Origin of the sequence: uncultured Phascolarctobacterium sp., from assembly GCF_937920985.1 — a bacterium.
Taxonomy (GTDB): Bacteria; Bacillota; Negativicutes; order Acidaminococcales; family Acidaminococcaceae; genus Phascolarctobacterium_A.
In genome coordinates this window covers 1-17900 of record NZ_CALDXR010000024.1, presented here as the reverse complement: position 1 = coordinate 17900, position 17900 = coordinate 1, and the positions used below count along the sequence as shown (strand labels likewise).

Below are 17900 nucleotides of genomic sequence, written 5' to 3'. Positions count from 1 at the left end.
TCTGCAAGCTGATTTAGTTGTTATGACACAATAAAAAAACAGCCTGGAAAAATCCAGGCAAATTGGAACGGAATGCATATGAACAAGGTATACATATTTAGGCATGCGCATTGGGGATGACCGCACGCTATGTACAATTTTATTATAGTGCATTTCTTCACTACTATCAAGTTTATTTTATAAATTTGTAATATAAACAAGCTATATTTTTAGTTAGTTGTTTTACTGTTAACATAATATGCATTTTTTCAAGCAATGCCCATAATTTTACTGCGAACATTATAATTTGCGCATAACAAACCCTGGCGCAGCATCATCCCACAAAAGCTCCAGCTGCAAATCCGTGCAATATTTTCTCTGCATGCCGAAGGTGGCTTCCGGAGGCATATATTCATATTGGCTGAGCAGAATAAAACGTCCGCTGCCATCCGTATTAATCTTGGTCACAATTTGCCGCCATTGGTCAATGGCATAGCCGTTTTTAGCCAAATCCTCCAAGGTTACATATGTCACCCATTGTCCGTTTTCCTTACCGATAAGCCAATAACCGCAGTTCTGCGCATGAGCACCGATAGTGGCATTTATTTCAAAAAATATATTTTCGGGATTGGCGGTAAAAACATCCCGCACCCTATAGCCAACCATTCCATTCTCCGCAGGAACAAAGGTCTTATAAACATCTTTGGTATTTTTGTTCATCAGCTGCAGAGTGCCGTCATCGGCAAGGAAGAATTGCACGCCTTCTTCCTCATCACTGATTGCCAGCTCTCTGCTGTTCATATAAAGAAATATTCCGTCATCAGCAGTCAGGAATTCCGCTGCCCGAACCTTTGGAGCATCCGCAAGCAAGCACACGATGCAAAGTAAAAATAAGGCTAAGCAGGAAAATAATTTCTTATAAATGCGCATATTCATCAACCTCCTAAATTAGTTTCTGTCATTATAATTATAGCAACAAGAAGCTCTTTTTCCCCCACACCAAAGCATGATTTCGGGTAGGACGAAAGAAATTTTCTTATGCTAATCGGCAAAACTCCCATGCTCAAACAAAAAAGCTGCAGCCTGCTCCCGTACTCAAGAGCAAAGCTGCAGCTTTTGCTTTTATTCTATTGTTATAACAGAACTGCTCTCTTGTGCTTTACACCAGCTCTTCTCTGGACTCATGAATCTTCTTCAAAAGTTCCTTACCGGCAATGCCCGGTCTGGTCATTTCCGCTGGTGCCAGGATAATATCCAGATCCTCTTTGCTCAGCACCTTGCGTTCAATGAGCAGGTCCTTAATGTTTCTGTTGGTTGCCAGCGCCTCCTTCGCCAAAACGGAGCAGGTTTCGTAACCGATATGCGGCAGCAGCGCCGTAACAATGCCCACGCTCTTATCCAGCCATTCCGCACATTGGGCACGGTTAGCCTTAATGCCGTCTACGCAGCGGGTGCGCAGAGTATTAACGGCATTGGTCAGGAAACGTAAGGAATTGAAAATATTGTAGGCCATAACGGGTTCCATAACATTGAGCTGGAACTGGCCGTTTTCTACGCCGAAGGCCACAGCCAAATCGTTGGCAATTACCTGATAGCAGGTTTGGTCTACTACTTCTGGGATAACGGGGTTAACCTTACCCGGCATGATGGAGGAGCCTGGCTGACGCGGGGGCAGCGTAATTTCGCAGAAGCCTGCCCTCGGACCGGAGGCCATCAGGCGCAGGTCATTGGAAATCTTAATCAAGGAAAGTGCCGATGTTTTCAAACTGGAGGACAAATCGGTAAAGATATCCGTATTACTGGTAGCATCAACAAGATTGTCCGCAGTAGTAAAGTCTTCGCCGGTAACAAGTGTAAGCTGCTCGCAAACCTCTTTGATATATTCGGGATCAGCATTCAGACCGGTACCTACTGCCGTTGCGCCCATATTCATGGTGTGCAGCAGCTCACAGCTGCGGCGAATGTAGTTACTGCGTCTGCGCATGGAGGAAGCAAAGGCTTTGAACTCCAGGCCTAAGGTAATAGGCACAGCATCCTGTAAATGGGTACGGCCGATTTTCAGCACATCCTTGAATTCCTCGCCTTTCTTATCAAAGGAATCTGCAAGGTTTTCCAAGGCAATAATAAGCTGTTCGGCGCGCATCAGAGCGCAGACACGTATGGATGTAGGAATAACATCGTTAGTGGACTGCGACATATTGGCATGGTTATTAGGGCTGATATAATTATAATCGCCGCGCGGACGGCCGAGAATTTCCAAAGCACGGTTACAGATTACTTCGTTCGTATTCATATTGAAGGATGTTCCGGCACCGCCCTGAATCGGATCGGTCGGGAACTGGTCGTTCAGCTTGCCGCTGATAATATCATTGCAGGCCTGAACCATAGCATTGCCGATTTTTTCATCCAAAAGACCGATTTTCATATTGGCCAAGGCCGCAGCCTTTTTGACCATACCCAAGGCTTTGATAAAAAGCGGATCGGCAGTGTAGCCTGTAATCTGGAAGTTTTCCATGGCACGCATGGTCTGTACACCATAATATGCATTATCAGGAATTTCTAATTCACCTAAAAAGTCGTGTTCTTTACGCATAATACATTTGCCTCCTTCTTCAAAAGCGTGTAAAAGCTGCTTTTAATCGAAATCTGTATTATGTATACATAATACATTCAAGCCACCATTCTGTCAAGCACATTATTGCGAATTTTGAGAAATTTACTTACAAAGAAGAACTGCCTTAAGACGCTAAGCTCAAGGCAGCTCAAAATAATCTGCTTTAGATAAAATCTACCACACCATTCTCCAGATGGTACATGGCACCGATAACGCGCAAGCCTTCCTGATGCTCAACCTTTTGAATCTCCAGGCTTGCTTCGATTTCCGCTTCACAGCTTTTGACATTCAGGCAGGCTGCCTTATACGGGTCGCACTCGTCGCCAATCGCTGCTTTGATTTTATCCGTGATAAATTTGATATAGCCCTCCGGATCGTGATTGATTGCAGCATGCACCGCACCGCAATGTGTATGCCCCATAACAACAATCAACGGTGCGCCCAGATGACTGGCAGCGTATTCAATACTGCCCAGCTGATGCTCATCAATCACATTACCGGCAATACGGATAACAAACAGCTCGCCGATACCTGTCATAAAAATATTCTCCGGAATCACGCGGGAATCAGAGCAGGTAATAATAATCGCATAAGGCTTCTGACCGTTAACCAAGGTATCTGTTCTCTTTGCCTGCGAAATGTCCTCGCTGTTGACCTTGGCATCAATATAGCTGGCGTTGCCTGCTTTTAATTTTTCTAAGGCCTTTGCCGGTGTTGTTGTTATATGCTTAATCATAAAATCGCCCCTCTTAGAACATACTTTGCCAAAAAATCATTCGGTAATCGCTATCTTGATAACTCCGTCTAATCTGTTTTCGAAAATGCGGTAAGCTTCCTCGATATCCGCCAGCTTGAAGCGATGTGTAATCAGCGGCGTGGTATCAATTTTGCCTTCTTCAATCAGGCGCAGAATCTCCGCACAGTCGCAGCCATCCACGCCACCGGTTTTAAAAATAAGGTTCTTGCCGTACATATCGGGCAAAGGCAGGCTCTGCGCTTCATCGTAGAGCGCCACAACCGTTACGATAGCATTCGGACGCGCGCATTTCCACGCGAGCTGGAAGGTGTCGCGACCGCCGGCAACCTCCAGAACAACGTCCGCACCGCCGTGGTCGGAATGCTCCTTAACAAACGCTTCGCATTCCTCAGGCTCGCAAAGCAGTACATCGGGATAATGCTTGCTGACAAACTCCGCTCTGGCAGCATCCTTCTCGCAGATGATAATGCGCTTCGGCTGCTTCAGCATAACGCACAGCAGGGTGCAAATACCCGTCGGACCGGCACCGATAATCAGCACGGTATCCTCCTCGGTGATTTCCGAAATGCGTGTTGCCCAAAAGCCGGTAGCAAGAATATCGCCCACAAAAAGCGCTTGCTCATCGCTGACATTGTCAGGAATTTTGTTAAGGCCCTGATTGGCATAGGGTACACGCACAAATTCCGCCTGTCCGCCGTCAATGCGGCAGCCAAGCGCCCAGCCGCCATGAGGATCGGTGCAGTTGTTGACAAAACCCTTCTTGCAGAAGAAGCATTCGCCGCAGAACGTTTCTACATTTACCGTCACACGGTCACCGGGCTTCACGGTTTTTACCTCAGCGCCGACCGCTTCCACCACGCCAACCATTTCATGGCCTACGGTAATTCCCGGCACAGCACGCGGTACCGAACCATGTTTAATGTGCAAATCACTGGTGCAGATGCTTCCCAAGGTTACGCGCACGAGAGCATCACGCGCAGAAACAAGCTGCGGCTTGGCCTTTTCCTGCAGAGCAAACTTACCGTGTTCAATATAAGTCAATGCCTTCATCATTTACAGACCTTCTTTCTCTATTTTTGCTTCCATAAAGCTCATATCGCTTCCCTCATTATATCATAATATTGACGCTGTGGATAATGACATAAGCAACATGTCACGCAATACTATCTTCGCTGTTAAATTCAATAAGCTTTCTGAATAAAGAAATCACAACTTTTTCGCTGATAAAAATGCCGGAATGTGTTAAAATATTAGTTAGATTTTTTAGGAGGCTTTATCCATAATGCATCAATATCTCTTTTTTATCGGCGATTTTCCCATACGCATGTATGGTCTGATGCTCTGTACAGCAATTTTTCTGGCCACCGGCACTGCCTACTTTTTGGCTAAGCAGGACGGACGCTGGCACGAGCACATTTTAGACATCGGTATCTACGGCGGCTTTGCCGGTCTCATCGGCGGCAGGCTGTGGGACGTTTTCTTCTTCGACTGGGATTACTACAGCCATCATCTGCTGGAAATCCCCTTCGTCTGGCAGGGTGGCATGGCCGTGCAAGGCGGTATGCTGGCAGGCATTGCGGCAGGCATAGTTTACTGCAAAATGCATGACATCGACTGGGTAGCTCTGGCGGATATCATTTCGCCTTCTCTGCTTATCGGTCAGTCCATCGGACGCATGGCCAACCTGCTCAACGGTGACGCCTTCGGCACACCTACCGGCGGTAGCTTTGGTATTCTGTACCCGGAAGGTACTCTGGCCTACAAAACCTACGGCCCCGTACCCCTGTGGCCGGCAGAGGTTTGGGAAGGTCAGCTGGACATCGTCATTTTTGCCCTGCTGCTTTTATTCCGCACTACAAAGCATGCACGCGGTCAGGCTTTATGTATGTACGCCATGCTTTATTCCGTAGTCCGCTTCTTTTTGGAAATGCTGCGCGGTGATTACGCCGAGCCCTGGATGTTCGGACTGAAGTCCGCTCAGGCAACCAGCTTAGGCTTCTTCCTCGTTGCCTTAGGCTTCTTCATTTACTGTGGCTGGCTGGAAAAACATCAGCCTGTTGCCAAAGAAAAAGTTGTCGAAAAAAAATCTAGAAAATAATTGCAAAAAGTGTTGACAAGAAGCTCACTTTTCGCTATAATATCATTGTTGCTTGAAACAACAGCAACGCTGATGTGACTCTGTAGCTCAGTTGGATAGAGCGTTTGACTACGAATCAAAAGGTCGCAGGTTCGAATCCTGCCAGGGCCACCACTTGAAACTAAACTCTGTAACTTCGGTTACAGAGTTTTTTGTTTTTGCGGATAAAATATATTCTTCCGCTAACCGGTACTCCCCCGCTTGTTAGCTCCTGCTTTCAGCCTTATAATAATGATATATAATCAAAACCGTGAGGTAACTTTATGAACGTAAAATATTCTAACATAGCCTGCATCATCCTGGCGTCCGGCGTAGGCCGCCGCTTCGGTGCCAACAAGCTGCTGACAGCCATCGACGGAGCGCCCATGCTGCAGCACATCCTTGATATCAGCCAAAGACTTTTCGCCAAGCGTATCGTTGTCACACGCCATACAGAGGTTGCTGAAATCTGCGCGCAGCAGCAAATCCCCTGCCTGCTCCATGACAAGCCCTATCTGAGCGACACCGTTCGCTTAGGCACTGCTTATATGCTACAGCACCTGCCTCAGGCCGCTGGCCTGCTCTTCGCCGTTGGCGACCAGCCGCTTTTACAGCAGACAACACTTATCCGCCTTGCTGAAAGCTTTTTATCACAGCCGCAAAAAATCCATCGCCTGTATTACGAAGAAACTCCCGGCAATCCTATCATCTTCCCTGCAAGATTTGCCGACGAGCTGCAGCAGCTGCCGCAGGATAAGGGTGGTTCCGTACTGACAAAAAAATATCCTGAACTGGTAGTAAAAGTACCGGTTCAGGATATCAACGAGCTGCTGGATATCGATACCCAGCAGGATAAAACTAAGCTTGAGCGTCTTCGCCCCTATTCAGAATAACATTCAGCAGAATTGCTACAAAGGCTGCCGGAACAATGCCGGATTCACCGAACATCATGCGCATAGCCTCCGGGCAGTGTGCAAGAATGCCGGGTGTAGCGCCCATGCCGTAGCCAACGCCTAAGGCAACGGAAATAATCGTCAGGCTGCGCGGATTGAGCTTATCCTTGGTAACCAGCTGAATACCGCTGACAACAATCGAGGAGAACATCATTACAGCAGCGCCGCCCAGAACGGATTGCGGCATAATGGAAACCAAAGCGCCCAGCTTCGGAATCAGGCCGCAGAGAATCAGGAATACCGCACCGGTTGCCAAAGCAAAACGGTTAACAATCTTCGTCATCGCAACCAGACCAACATTCTGAGAGAAGGAAGTATTAGGCAGTACGCCGAAGACAGCAGCAATAGCAGAGCCAATGCCGTCACAAATAACGCCGCCGGACAATTCCTTATCGGTAGCTTCACGGTTCAGACCGCTTTCAACAACTGCGGAAATATCACCGACAGTTTCAACTGCGGTAACAACAAACATAATCAATACCGGCATAATAGCACGCATATCAAATACGATATCAACCGGCATAAGCTGAGGCACAGCGAACCAGGAAGCGTTCGCTACCTTATCCCAATGCAATACCCAGGATTTGGTGTATTCCACTCCGTCAGGCGTAACTGCGGTTGTAGGCAGTACAAAGCCCATGAAAATCGCAGCGATATAGCCGGCGATAATACCAAGCAGAATGGAAGAAGAGCTCAAAAAGCCCTTAGTGCCATGCTTAAAGAAAAGAATAACGCAAAGCACAAACAAACCAAGCAACAGGTTTTCTATAGAACCGAAGTCCTTCGTCTTGAAGCCGCCGCCAAAGGAATTGATACCTACGGAAATCAGCGACAGACCGATGGACAGTACAACAGTGCCGCAGACAACAGGCGGGAAGAAGCGACGGATGCGCTTGAGCACAAGACCAAGCACTGCTTCAAAAACGCCGCCGATAATCGAGGCACCCATAATAGCGCCATAGGCGACAACACCGCTGCCCAAGGTTGCAACGATACCGGCAAATACGCCGATAAAGCCGGAGCTTGTACCCATGATAATAGGCACCTTGCCGCCGCAGGGACCAACGGAATATAATTGCAGCAGAGTTACTAGACCTGCAACAATCATCGCATTCTGAATCAAAACAACCTGCAGCTGTTCAAAACCGGCACCGCCGACAATACCGCAGGCACCGCCAATAATCAGAACCGGTGTAAGATTGCCGACAAACATAGCCAAAACATGCTGCAGACCTAAAGGAATAGCCGAGCTCAAAGACAGCTTGCCTTCAAACTTGTAGGCTTCCTCAGAAAGTTTAACAAACTTAGACATATAAGCACCCCTTCATTTTTTCATGCATATATTTTATCGCATATCACGTCTTATTGTAAAGAAAATTACAGAGAAAATCCGTATAAATTTTATCAGATAGCCTTTTTCGTTCGCAATTCAAGCGAGAAATTTAAAAATGAGCACCGACGACGTACTTTTGCTACTTTGAGGTGCTCATTTTTATCTAGATAAAGTATGTGGTGCATTACCTTTCACTCATCAGCAGAACGCGGAGAAGGTATCAGAGACGAAGAAGGAGCACTGATGTGATGTCTTTTACTTTAAACAAAACGTAGAGAAAATATTTGATAACTTTACCCTTTAAACAGAACGCGGAGAAAGTACCGGAGACGAAGATGGAGGCCCGACGGCGTACTACTAGTACGTCAAGGCCCTCTCGATGAAGTATATGATGCCTTATACGCGTTCTGAAACGCGTTCTGCCCTAGTTTGGATTAGCTGTGCTGCAATACTCACCGCAATCTCCGCCGGCGTCTCACTGCCTATGTCGATTCCGATGGGCGTGATCACACGCGCAAGCTGCTGCTCGCTGTAGCCGTCCGCCAGCAGAGCTGCTCTAGCCATAGCAGCTTTATTTTTACTGCCCATAATGCCGATATAACCGACCGGCGTAGTCAGCAGATAGCGCTCCACATTGGCGTCATGCACATGGCCGCGCGTCATTACTACCGCATAATCCTTAGCCGTCAGGCTGCAAACCTCCTGCAGCTTAGTAAAATCGACCTGCTGTACGCGCTCCGCCTGCGGAAAGGCTGCTGCATCCGCAAACTCCGCCCTGTCATCCAGCACGATGCATTTAAAGCCGAGATGACTCAAAAGCGGCACCAGCTCACGCGCAACATGACCTGCGCCAAAAACATAAACCGAACCGTCATAATCATACTGCTCCGCATAATAAGCGCAGCCATCTATATTGATTACACCTCTGCGACCTGCAAGCTGCAGGTCTTTTTTTATTTGCGGCAGTGCGTTGCCTTCACCCAAAGGCAGTAAAAACCACCAGGGAGCACGCTGCTTCATTGCACTAAGAGCTTCCTCTGCCAAATCCTCCGTTTCTTCCCCCACAGGCAGGTAACAGAACTGCACCTGACAGCTGCCGCCGCAGGCCATGCCTGCTGCCGGAGAAAGGTCAAACGTTTTTACAAAGCTGCCGCCACCGCAGCGCAGACGCTGCTGCGCCAGCTGCTGCGCCGCATATTCCATACCGCCGCCGCCGATGGTTCCGTAAAGCAAACCTTTTTCTCCGACCAGCATATAGGCGCCGCCGGTACGCGGAGTAGAGCCTTCACTCTCAATCAATGCAACAAGATAGCAAGGCTGTGAATCCAAAGTCTGCGCCTGTATTTTTTTCATTAAATCCTTCATTTTTGTTTCTCCTGTGCATAACGGCAGACTAATTCCAGGACGCTGCCGGCAATGCAGCGCGCCTTATCCGAAATCGTAAAGCAGTTGGCCAGTTCTTCTTTACGTGGGTCGATATCGGCAATTTTAAAGCCTTCGGTAACAGCAAAGCCATCGCGAATCATGCCACGAATAAGACCGGACAGTGTTGCCTTTACCGCCACCTGATTACTGCCGTCAGTAATAGTTGCAATAGTTTCGCCCTTTTCCACAATGTTGCCAATGTCATGAACAACGTGCAGAACACCTGCGCAGGGTGCGTGCAGCACACGCTCCTTACTATAGCCTGCGATATTACCGGGCACACCGCTGTTAGGTGCAGCACTGCCGCTGCGGATAATGCGTCCCAGGTTATGACCGCGCTTCGTTTCTACAATCACATCGGCATCAGCGCCCACGCTGAAGCCAGGGCCCAAGGCAATCACGAGCGGTGCCATTGTACTGCTTGTAGCAAGATTGCGCTTGGCGATAATCGCATCAATCACAATATCAGGCGCAAAAGCATGCACACTCTCCGCTGCTGCGTCAACCAGCACCGGAACTTCATCATGCTCCCAGACAGCGTCTGCCTCCGCAAGAGAGTTTATCAGCCTTGCAGTCAGACCTTCTACCTGAGCGCTGCCTTGATACACCGCTTCGCACAGCGCTACCTGTCGACGAATTGCCGCAGGCTTAGCGCATTCCAGCACTAAAACTTTGAAGCCCGCTCCCCACAAGCGATGGATAACGCCTGTTGCCAGGTCACCGCCACCGCGTACAATAATCTTCAGCATTTATTATTCTCCCCTTTCACGAAGCCATGTTCTTCGCTCATCCATGCCTGCACTCACTAACAGCCAACGCATTTCTTCCTGCTGCGTTGCACTTAGCAGGTCACATTTATTCAAGACAATATAATAAGCACGTGTACCGACATTTTTGCGTGCACCCTGCGCCGAAAGCAGCAAAGCCGCAAGCATTTGCGCATCAATAATTGTATCTGTGCTGCAGCCTAAAAGCTCTGCCGCCAGCTGTGGACGCTGGCAAGCCTGCGCCAGCGAATGGCCTAAAGCATCCATACCGGCAACAGCAAGCACTATGTCACTGTCAGGCAAAAGTACAGGCTCATGCGCCGCAGGCGCTTTGCACGGATGATGCTTGGAGCCGTCAGCCTCACACAAAATCACGTCTGCCTGCGGCTGCATCGCTTCATATAAGAACTGCGGCGGCGCCGTCAGCTTACCTGTTGACAGTTCCGGAGTGCCAACAACAGCATAACGCCCCTGCTGCCACAAATCTTGCACCGCTGCTGCGTCGGCAGCAAAGCTGCCATCTACGGGACGCAGGATATGCGTACTTGTCAGCACCAGCACCTTGCGTCCGCAGGCAGCCCACATAGCGGCCAGTTCATACATAACCGTCGTTTTACCGCCGCCGCCAACAAGGCAGATAGTATGCTTTTTCCCGTCATTTACAAAATCAAAGGGACAGACCGGCATCTGCTTCACCTCGCAAAAAAATTACTTATATTATAACACACTCACTAAAAAAAGGCTGTCGCTTGCCTGCGACAGCCTTCGATAACATTAGTTTTTATTTGCCTTGAGCAACAGCAGCGATAACTTCTTCAGTCAGATCCTTGCCACCGAATACAACAGCACTGGCATCAACTACATTATTAATACCATGAGACTTTGCTACCTGGCCGATAGTTTTGCGGATTTTTTCGCGGATAGGATTCAGCAGGGATGCTTCCTTCTTATCTACCTGAGCGGATAATTTTTCGCCCAGCTCGCGTCTGCCCTTGTCGTCAAGTTTCGGAGCCTTTTCGTTGAATTCATTTTCAGCCTTTTGGCGCTCCAGATTGATAACGCTCATAGTAGTCTGAATATCAGGATAGCTGCGGAAAACACGTTCAACATTTACATAACCCAAATCTTCCGCAAAAGCGCTGGTTGCACAAGCTAAAGCCATAACCAAAGCCATAATCAAAGTCAATAAGCTTTTTTTCATTAAAACAGTAACCTCTCTTCTTAAGATTTTAGTACTGATATTATCTTACACTATTTCCTATAGAAAAGCAAGCTGTTTATAATTGACCGCTGCAAGCAAAAAACGCAGGCCATGCGACCTGCGTTTATTCATTGGTTTGCTTAGATTTGCTGATGTAAGGTATTGGTGGGCCCAGTAGGGTTCGAACCTACGACCAGCCGGTTATGAGCCGGCGGCTCTACCACTGAGCTATAGGCCCATGCAAGCTACCAAACAGTATTATTTTATAATAGTTATAGTTGTTTGTCAACTATTATTCTAAGAAGTCCTTCAGCTTTTTGCTACGGCTGGGGTGACGCAGCTTGCGCAATGCCTTAGCTTCAATCTGACGTATACGCTCACGGGTTACGCCAAAGTGCTGGCCAACCTCTTCCAGAGTACGGCTGCGGCCATCCTCCAGGCCAAAGCGCAGCTCCAGCACACGTTTTTCACGAACGGTAAGCGTTTCAAGTACTTCACCTAATTGCTCACGCAGCAGAGTAAAGGAAGCAGCATCAGCAGGTGCCGGTGCATCATGATCCTCAATGAAATCGCCCAGATGCGAATCCTCTTCTTCGCCGATAGGAGTTTCCAGAGAAACAGGCTCCTGCGCAATTTTCATAATCTCGCGTACTCTGTCTACGGAAGTATCCATCTCCTTGGCAATTTCTTCCGGCAACGGCTCGCGACCGAGCTCCTGCAGCAGCTGACGGGAAACGCGGATAAGCTTGTTAATGGTTTCCACCATATGTACAGGAATACGGATTGTACGTGCCTGATCGGCAATCGCACGGGTAATAGCCTGACGAATCCACCATGTAGCGTAGGTACTGAACTTAAAGCCCTTGTTGTAGTCAAATTTATCTACGGCTTTAATCAGGCCCAGGTTGCCCTCCTGAATCAAATCCAGGAACAGCATGCCACGACCAACATAACGCTTAGCAATGCTTACTACAAGACGCAGGTTAGCTTCAGACAGACACTTTTTAGCATCATTGCCCTGGGTTTCAACTGCCTTCAAAAGCTTTTCAAAATCTTCATCTATGTTGCAGTAGGCTTCAACAACCTTGGTATCCTTTTCTCTGCCATCACTCAGGCGTTCCTTGATTTCTTCAAGAATTGCCTTAATATGGTAAAGCTTATGGTCATCCTTATCGCTTGTCTCACGTGCAACAACAAACTGCTCGCAATCAGGAATCATCGTTTTCTGTTCTGCCATCAGACGCTGCAGATGCAGGCGTTCGTCCTTAGTGAATTCAAAAATCAAATCCTCGTAATCAGCGATAGTATAAGGATTACCTGCTTTATGACGCTCCTTAATCATTTGCGCTACGCGGAAAACAGAACGCATTCTTGTAATATGCCATTCCTCTTTCATGTTTTCACACAGCTTTTCAATCAAGGTGCTGCCGCTGTCCTCAGCAGTAAACGCAGGCTCCTCCAGCTCAATCATCTTGCCGCGCTGAATACGCTCTGCCTGACGGCCCTTATCCATGCGCTTAGCCAGCTTAACCTCGTCCTCGCCTACAAGCAGAGGCACTCTGCCGATTTCCTTCAGATACATGCGTACAGGATCATCAATGCTGATGCCTTCCGGCACAGACAGATTAGCCAGCTCAGATTCGCTGACCTCCTGATCGTCACTATCGTCATCATGGCCTACCAAAGGCAGGACATCCTCATCAGCTGAATTGTCATCAACTAAATCTAACCCCTTGCGTGCAATAACCTCATAGAGGTACTCAACATCCTCGGTAGTAATGTCTTCAATAGTATTAGTGAGGCTCATTACATCGCTATAGGTGAGAACACCCTTATTAGCCTTGCCCTTGCGGATAAGCTCTTCAATTTGTTCTGGAGTTATTTTGCTCGTTGTAGCCATGGTGTCCCCTCCTTCCATAGTTTTTTTAGTTTCCATAGAGTTTTTTGATTTCATTCTTTATCCTTTGACTTTCCATTAATTCCCCAAGAAAACGCTCATCTGCCGACCTTTCGTATTCATCTGCCAACAGACGGTGTTTTTCATATTCCTTTTCCAAACGCAGCCGTCGCATCTGTCTGAGGCAGTCCTGCAGAAGCTTATCAGTATCGCCTTCCGGCAGCTGATGTGCCAAAATACGTGCCAATGCTGTCTGCGCTGCATCATCCAGAATATTATTCAGCTTATCCGTCGTATAACCAATGCCAAGCTCGCACAACCGCTCAAAAAGCTGTGCCAGCACAGCATTATCAAAGCCGATTTCCTTCACATCCATGCTACATTCATCACACAGCTGCGGCTGCTCCAAAAGTAGCCTGAGAAGCAGCTCCTCGGCCTGCTGGCCAACGCCGGCGCTTTTTTCTTCGGGCACCACCTGCAACTGCCCAGCCTGCTGTCTGCCACCCTTGCGTGCTGCCTTGCGGTATTCCTCCGCTATCAGGCCTTCATCGATAGTCAGCCGCTGCGCCAATCTTCGGATATGCTCCGATGCTTCAATTTCATTTTTACATTCTAGTAGGAATGGTAGTATATTCGACACAGCTTCAACTTTTCCTGCTAAATTTGCTACATTATTTTGCAGTATTGTTTCATCTATTTGAAAATCTATACCATTCTGCGCTGCCGCCAGCACCTTCTCAAAAGCATCCCTGCCATGCTGGCGAACATATTCATCAGGATCCTTGCCGTCAGGCACACCGGCAATACGCACCTTCAGCCCTGCTTCCCGGGCAATGCTCACTGCCCGCACCGAAGCCTTACGTCCGGCGCTGTCGCTGTCATAGCAGAAGATTACTTCATCCGCCAGACGCTGCAGCAGCTTAGCCTGCTCCTGCGAAAAGGCCGTACCCATAGACGCTACCACATTATCAAAGCCGGCAGCATGCAGGCTGATGGCGTCCATATAGCCTTCAACAACTACAGCCTTACCGCTTTTGCGGATTGCCTTCAGCGCAATATCCAGACCGAACAGCAGGCGCCGTTTATTGAACCACTGCGTTTCCGCTGTATTCAGATACTTAGGCGTACTGTTGTCCAGCACGCGCCCGCCAAAGCCGACTATACGGCCGCGAGCATCACGGATCGGAATAATCACCCTGTTGCGGAACTTGTCATAATAGCCGCCGCGTCCTTGTGCTGCCAGGCCGGCAGCCTCCAAAACCTGCGGCTGGCAGCCACGCTTGCCCAATGAGGTGACAAGTGCCGTAAAATTATTCAGCGCATAGCCTATGCCAAAGCTGGCAATAATTTCTCTGCTGATGCCACGCCCGGCAAGATATGCCAGCGCCGGTTCACCATGAGCAGTTTTTGTCAGACAGGCTTGAAAGAATTTTGACGCCAGCTCGTTAGCACTGTAAATGCTTTCTCTTTGTTTCTCGCGTGCAATTTCTGCGGCCGTTTTCTGCTTTTCCGGTATCGGAATACAATATCTGCCAGCCAGCAGCTTTAATGCATCCATAAAGCTGCAGTTTTCGATTTTCATAATAAACTTAAAAATATCTCCGCCCTCATGGCAGCCAAAGCAATAAAACATGCTCTTGCCGGGGTTCACCGAAAAGGACGGTGTTTTCTCACCGTGAAACGGGCAGCAGCCCCAATAGTTCTGGCCTTTCTTTTTCAACGGCACGTAACCGGAGATTATTTCTACCATATCGGCTGTGCTGCGCACCTGCTCTTTAAAGTTTTCAAAATCTCCGTTCATTACCCTCTCCGCCTCCAACTATATTTCACACATAATTTATATTCAATGTATAAAGGGAAAATCCTCTTTTTTTCTAAAAAAATCTTTTTTAACGCTTGCACCGACTCTCTAAAAATACTATAATAAAGAGTACACTAAAAATTTCTCCTGTTTTTCATGCTACAAGAGGTGATTTATTCATGAAGAAATTTCTTTTAATATTAACTATGCTTGTTATGATGATGCCTTCTATGTGCTTTGCCGACCCGGTAATCACCAGCGACAGCCGCACCTTTAACCCGCTCACCGGCGTATATGACCTGCAGGGACACGTTTTTGTACAGTTCCCGGCACATGACACAACCTTAACTATTACCGGTGATGCCACCAAGGTATATCTTTATGCTATGGAGGTTCACGGTCAGGGCAACATTCATCTGAGCTTTGGTGATATGAGCTTTGCCTGCGATAAGGTGGATGTATATCATTCTGACAGGACTGCTTATGTAAATGGTAATCTGGTTTTCAATGATAACAGCAATAAAATTACCGCCAACAGCGGCAGCTACTGCTGGAAGACGAAAATTGCAGCCTTCCACGGCAACGTTACTGTCAACGGACAACCGCATGACGGTGATATCGCTTATAACGTTATGGAAAAGAGAATAACAGCGCAGTAAATATTTGCACTAACCAAAACAGCCCATGCTTTACAATACGTAAGGCATGGGTTTTCTGTTGAAAAAAACAAGTCATTACCCGCTACAATACCAGGTATTTCTAACAATTTATATAGCTAAAAAAGAAGAGCTGTCACCTTTTCAGCAACAACTCTTCTTTTATTAGAATCCCTTCTCTACTCTTACACCTATTTTTTCCAATTCGGAAACAATAGCACTAACTTGGGGGCATATTTCCTCTGAACCATCCGTTTTCTTCTTAAAAACACAATGAGACATATGAACTACATCAACTGAAAAACGCTCCATGGAAGCTATTTTTCGTCTGAGACCTTCTTCGTCCCCCAACGATATATCGCCGCACCCATTGCAGGTCCAAAATGCTGCAAGCTGTATGTCTTCTTCCTTATATTTAGAATATACCTTCTCTTTATTCAATAAGATTTTCAAACAACCAGCACCGCTACAGTGAGAAGAACTTTTTAAACAACGTAAAACTGCTATTCTTTTCATATCTCTATGGCATTAAAAATCTAAATAATAAGTCAGGCTGACAGCTCGCTTCGGTAATTGACTTCCGCATGATTCAAATGACTTATCACTATCTGCAATATTCTTAACTCTGAAAATTACAGAAGAGTTTTTATCAAATTTATAGCCCATATTAAAGTTGAAATTAACTGCATCCTTATCCTTGCTTGAAGGAGTTTGCAAGCCATAATACTGAACGTTCAAAGACGCATTATATTTGTCGAGCTGATAATGAATTCCTGCAGTACCCATAAATTTATAGTCAGCCTGAGTCCATCCTTTAGCAACTGATTTTTCTTTAGGATTAGAATAAGTCATACCTACATTATATTTCCATTTACTGTCAATATTTTGCTCGTACAATGCTTCAACGCCAGTATTTTTAAACTTATCGTTATTCACAAAAGTTTTGGTAGCGTCTTTAGAAATTCTGTTTTTAATATCCATATTGAAAACGGCAATCTTTACAGATTTATCATCAAACTGCTTTTTCCAGCCAATTTCACTTAACCAGCCTTCTTCAGGTCTCAATGCAAGATTACCCGTATATCCATGACCTGCATTACCAAACAGTTCCTCTGCCAAAGGAGTTCTGAATGCCTTATTCACATTCAGGAACAGGCTGCTGTTTTCATCAAGTTTATGCAAAACATTGAATTGTGGGCAGAATTTATTGCCCAGATCACTGATATACACCTGACGACCGCCAACACTTACAGAAGTTTTTTCACTTACCGGAGCATCTAACAGCATATATATTGCAGTGGTATCTTGTGTTCTACGATATGTGCCTTTGGTCTGTGCCATACGTTCGCTATCAAAGTTACCGCCAACAATAATGGAAGCCTTCCCGATATCAAACTTATTATTTATATCAATACCGTAAACCTTGCTCCAGTTATCTGTAGTAAGGCCAGTTTTATCATTTACAATAGATAATTCATAATCCTTCCAATAAGTAGACACATTCAGATTCTTGTTTTTATATTTTACATTTAATAATCTGGATTCGGCATCAGGATCATTATAGCCACTAGGACCACGGTAGAAATAATCATTTGAATAATCGCGCTGCATATATACTACATCTAAATGTTCATCTGGAACAAGATGCGCAAAATAGTTGCTGCTATCATATTTACCACCATACCTAACTTTAGTAGGTACGTTACTGTTTCCTAAAATGCCATCATGACCTCTTTCGCTGATTTTTCTGCCATCGTACGCAAGAGATAATTTATCAGCCTGAATAGCAATACCACCTTCACGATAGCCATGCGTACCAAAGCCGCCATAAAGCCTGTTTTTAACAGTATCCTTAAGAATAATATTAACCATACCATCTAATGCGTCGGTACCGTAAAGTACAGAGCCGCCACCATTGAGTACTTCGATTCTTTTGATAGCAGTTACAGGAATTGCTGAAATATCCGCTCTACCCTGAATATTAATAGGTGTGCCATTAAGCATAATCAAAGCTGAAGTTCTCATTCTCGAAGAAGATCCTGTGCCTCTAAAATGTACACCATTTTTTGCAGGTGCTGTTGTATCTAGTACCTCTGCACCCAAAACATTATACATAAAATCCATTACATTGGTTGCGCCAGTTCTTTCGATATCTTTTTCGTTATATACCTGAGTCATAGCGGGTACATCAATATCTTTTTTCTCAATACGCGATGCCGTAACGACCATCTCATCCAGCTTAAATTCTCCCTGAATATCGTCAGCAGCAGCGTAACAGTTACCGGCAACTAACATAGAGAAAAGAATACCTGTTGACAAAATTAATTTTTTCTTCACTCAACTCATCTCCCTATAATATCTTTAATTTTCACCGATTATCTCGGTTTTTCGTAGTTTTTCA

The 17900-nt window shown here is 46.5% G+C and carries 15 protein-coding genes, 2 tRNA genes and 2 pseudogenes; 4 read left to right on the top strand and 15 right to left on the bottom strand.

Annotated features, from left to right (window positions below; translation table 11 throughout):
• Nucleotides 1–279 precede the first annotated feature (279 nt).
• From Q0612_RS04185 to Q0612_RS04170, 4 genes are all read right to left on the bottom strand, one after another.
• A complete protein-coding gene (locus Q0612_RS04185) occupies nucleotides 280–909 on the bottom strand; it encodes a hypothetical protein (RefSeq protein ID WP_298881145.1) in 630 nt (209 codons plus the stop codon).
• Nucleotides 910–1138: 229 nt separating this feature from the next.
• Nucleotides 1139–2572 (bottom strand): aspartate ammonia-lyase, encoded by a 1434-nt coding sequence (locus tag Q0612_RS04180; RefSeq protein WP_298881143.1) that lies wholly within the window; start codon nucleotides 2570–2572, stop codon nucleotides 1139–1141.
• Nucleotides 2573–2756: 184 nt separating this feature from the next.
• Nucleotides 2757–3329, bottom strand: a complete 573-nt coding sequence (locus Q0612_RS04175; RefSeq protein WP_298881141.1) for a carbonic anhydrase — start codon at nucleotides 3327–3329, stop codon at nucleotides 2757–2759.
• Nucleotides 3330–3365: 36 nt separating this feature from the next.
• Nucleotides 3366–4400, bottom strand: a complete 1035-nt coding sequence (locus tag Q0612_RS04170) for an alcohol dehydrogenase (protein WP_367181689.1) — start codon at nucleotides 4398–4400, stop codon at nucleotides 3366–3368.
• A 232-nt stretch (nucleotides 4401–4632) separates the two neighbouring features.
• Between Q0612_RS04170 and lgt the strand changes: the two genes are divergently transcribed.
• From lgt to Q0612_RS04155, 3 genes are all read left to right on the top strand, one after another.
• Entirely contained in the window at nucleotides 4633–5448 is an 816-nt protein-coding gene (lgt, locus tag Q0612_RS04165; protein WP_298881137.1) for a prolipoprotein diacylglyceryl transferase, read from the top strand.
• 76 nt (nucleotides 5449–5524) lie between these two features.
• Nucleotides 5525–5601: transfer RNA gene (locus tag Q0612_RS04160), tRNA-Arg, on the top strand.
• Nucleotides 5602–5750: 149 nt separating this feature from the next.
• Complete coding sequence (locus Q0612_RS04155) at nucleotides 5751–6359, top strand: nucleotidyltransferase family protein (protein ID WP_298881135.1); 609 nt, start codon at nucleotides 5751–5753, stop codon at nucleotides 6357–6359.
• On the opposite strand, the gene Q0612_RS04150 is transcribed toward Q0612_RS04155, so the two are convergent.
• From Q0612_RS04150 to dnaG, 9 genes and pseudogenes are all read right to left on the bottom strand, one after another.
• Nucleotides 6325–7731, bottom strand: a complete 1407-nt coding sequence (locus tag Q0612_RS04150) for a uracil-xanthine permease family protein (protein WP_293828221.1) — start codon at nucleotides 7729–7731, stop codon at nucleotides 6325–6327. The two genes, Q0612_RS04155 and Q0612_RS04150, sit on opposite strands and share 35 nt — an antisense overlap.
• 417 nt (nucleotides 7732–8148) lie before the next feature.
• On the bottom strand, nucleotides 8149–9117 hold the full coding sequence (locus Q0612_RS04145) for an XdhC family protein (protein ID WP_298881131.1): 969 nt from the start codon (nucleotides 9115–9117) through the stop codon (nucleotides 8149–8151).
• Complete coding sequence (gene yqeB, locus Q0612_RS04140; protein WP_298881129.1) at nucleotides 9114–9926, bottom strand: selenium-dependent molybdenum cofactor biosynthesis protein YqeB; 813 nt, start codon at nucleotides 9924–9926, stop codon at nucleotides 9114–9116. The genes Q0612_RS04145 and yqeB overlap by 4 nt, the downstream gene beginning before the upstream one ends.
• 3 nt (nucleotides 9927–9929) lie before the next feature.
• Nucleotides 9930–10631, bottom strand: coding sequence for a selenium cofactor biosynthesis protein YqeC (gene yqeC, locus Q0612_RS04135; RefSeq protein ID WP_298881127.1), 702 nt, complete (start codon nucleotides 10629–10631; stop codon nucleotides 9930–9932).
• 94 nt (nucleotides 10632–10725) lie between these two features.
• Nucleotides 10726–11145, bottom strand: coding sequence for an OmpH family outer membrane protein (locus Q0612_RS04130; protein WP_293725117.1), 420 nt, complete (start codon nucleotides 11143–11145; stop codon nucleotides 10726–10728).
• Between the two features lie 163 nt (nucleotides 11146–11308).
• Nucleotides 11309–11383: transfer RNA gene (locus tag Q0612_RS04125), tRNA-Ile, on the bottom strand.
• A 54-nt stretch (nucleotides 11384–11437) separates the two neighbouring features.
• A pseudogene (gene rpoD / locus Q0612_RS11915) lies at nucleotides 11438–12157 on the bottom strand (RNA polymerase sigma factor RpoD); the annotation flags it as partial.
• A gap of 528 nt (nucleotides 12158–12685) precedes the next feature.
• Nucleotides 12686–13045 (bottom strand): annotated as a pseudogene (locus Q0612_RS11910) (RNA polymerase sigma factor region1.1 domain-containing protein); the annotation flags it as partial.
• A 25-nt stretch (nucleotides 13046–13070) separates the two neighbouring features.
• Nucleotides 13071–14843, bottom strand: a complete 1773-nt coding sequence (gene dnaG, locus Q0612_RS04115; protein WP_298881120.1) for a DNA primase — start codon at nucleotides 14841–14843, stop codon at nucleotides 13071–13073.
• Nucleotides 14844–15022: 179 nt separating this feature from the next.
• Here dnaG and Q0612_RS04110 point away from each other — a divergent pair, with 179 nt between their 5' ends.
• The gene (locus tag Q0612_RS04110) at nucleotides 15023–15502 is read left to right on the top strand and encodes a hypothetical protein (protein ID WP_298881118.1); all 480 of its coding nucleotides are present in this window, start codon (nucleotides 15023–15025) and stop codon (nucleotides 15500–15502) included.
• Between the two features lie 162 nt (nucleotides 15503–15664).
• On the opposite strand, the gene Q0612_RS04105 is transcribed toward Q0612_RS04110, so the two are convergent.
• Both Q0612_RS04105 and Q0612_RS04100 read right to left on the bottom strand, forming a co-directional pair.
• Nucleotides 15665–16015, bottom strand: coding sequence for a CGGC domain-containing protein (locus tag Q0612_RS04105; RefSeq protein ID WP_298881116.1), 351 nt, complete (start codon nucleotides 16013–16015; stop codon nucleotides 15665–15667).
• 12 nt (nucleotides 16016–16027) lie between these two features.
• Nucleotides 16028–17836 carry a TonB-dependent siderophore receptor gene (locus Q0612_RS04100; protein WP_298881114.1) on the bottom strand — a complete coding sequence of 603 codons (1809 nt, stop codon included), beginning with the start codon at nucleotides 17834–17836 and terminating at the stop codon, nucleotides 16028–16030.
• Nucleotides 17837–17900: the final 64 nt, after the last annotated feature.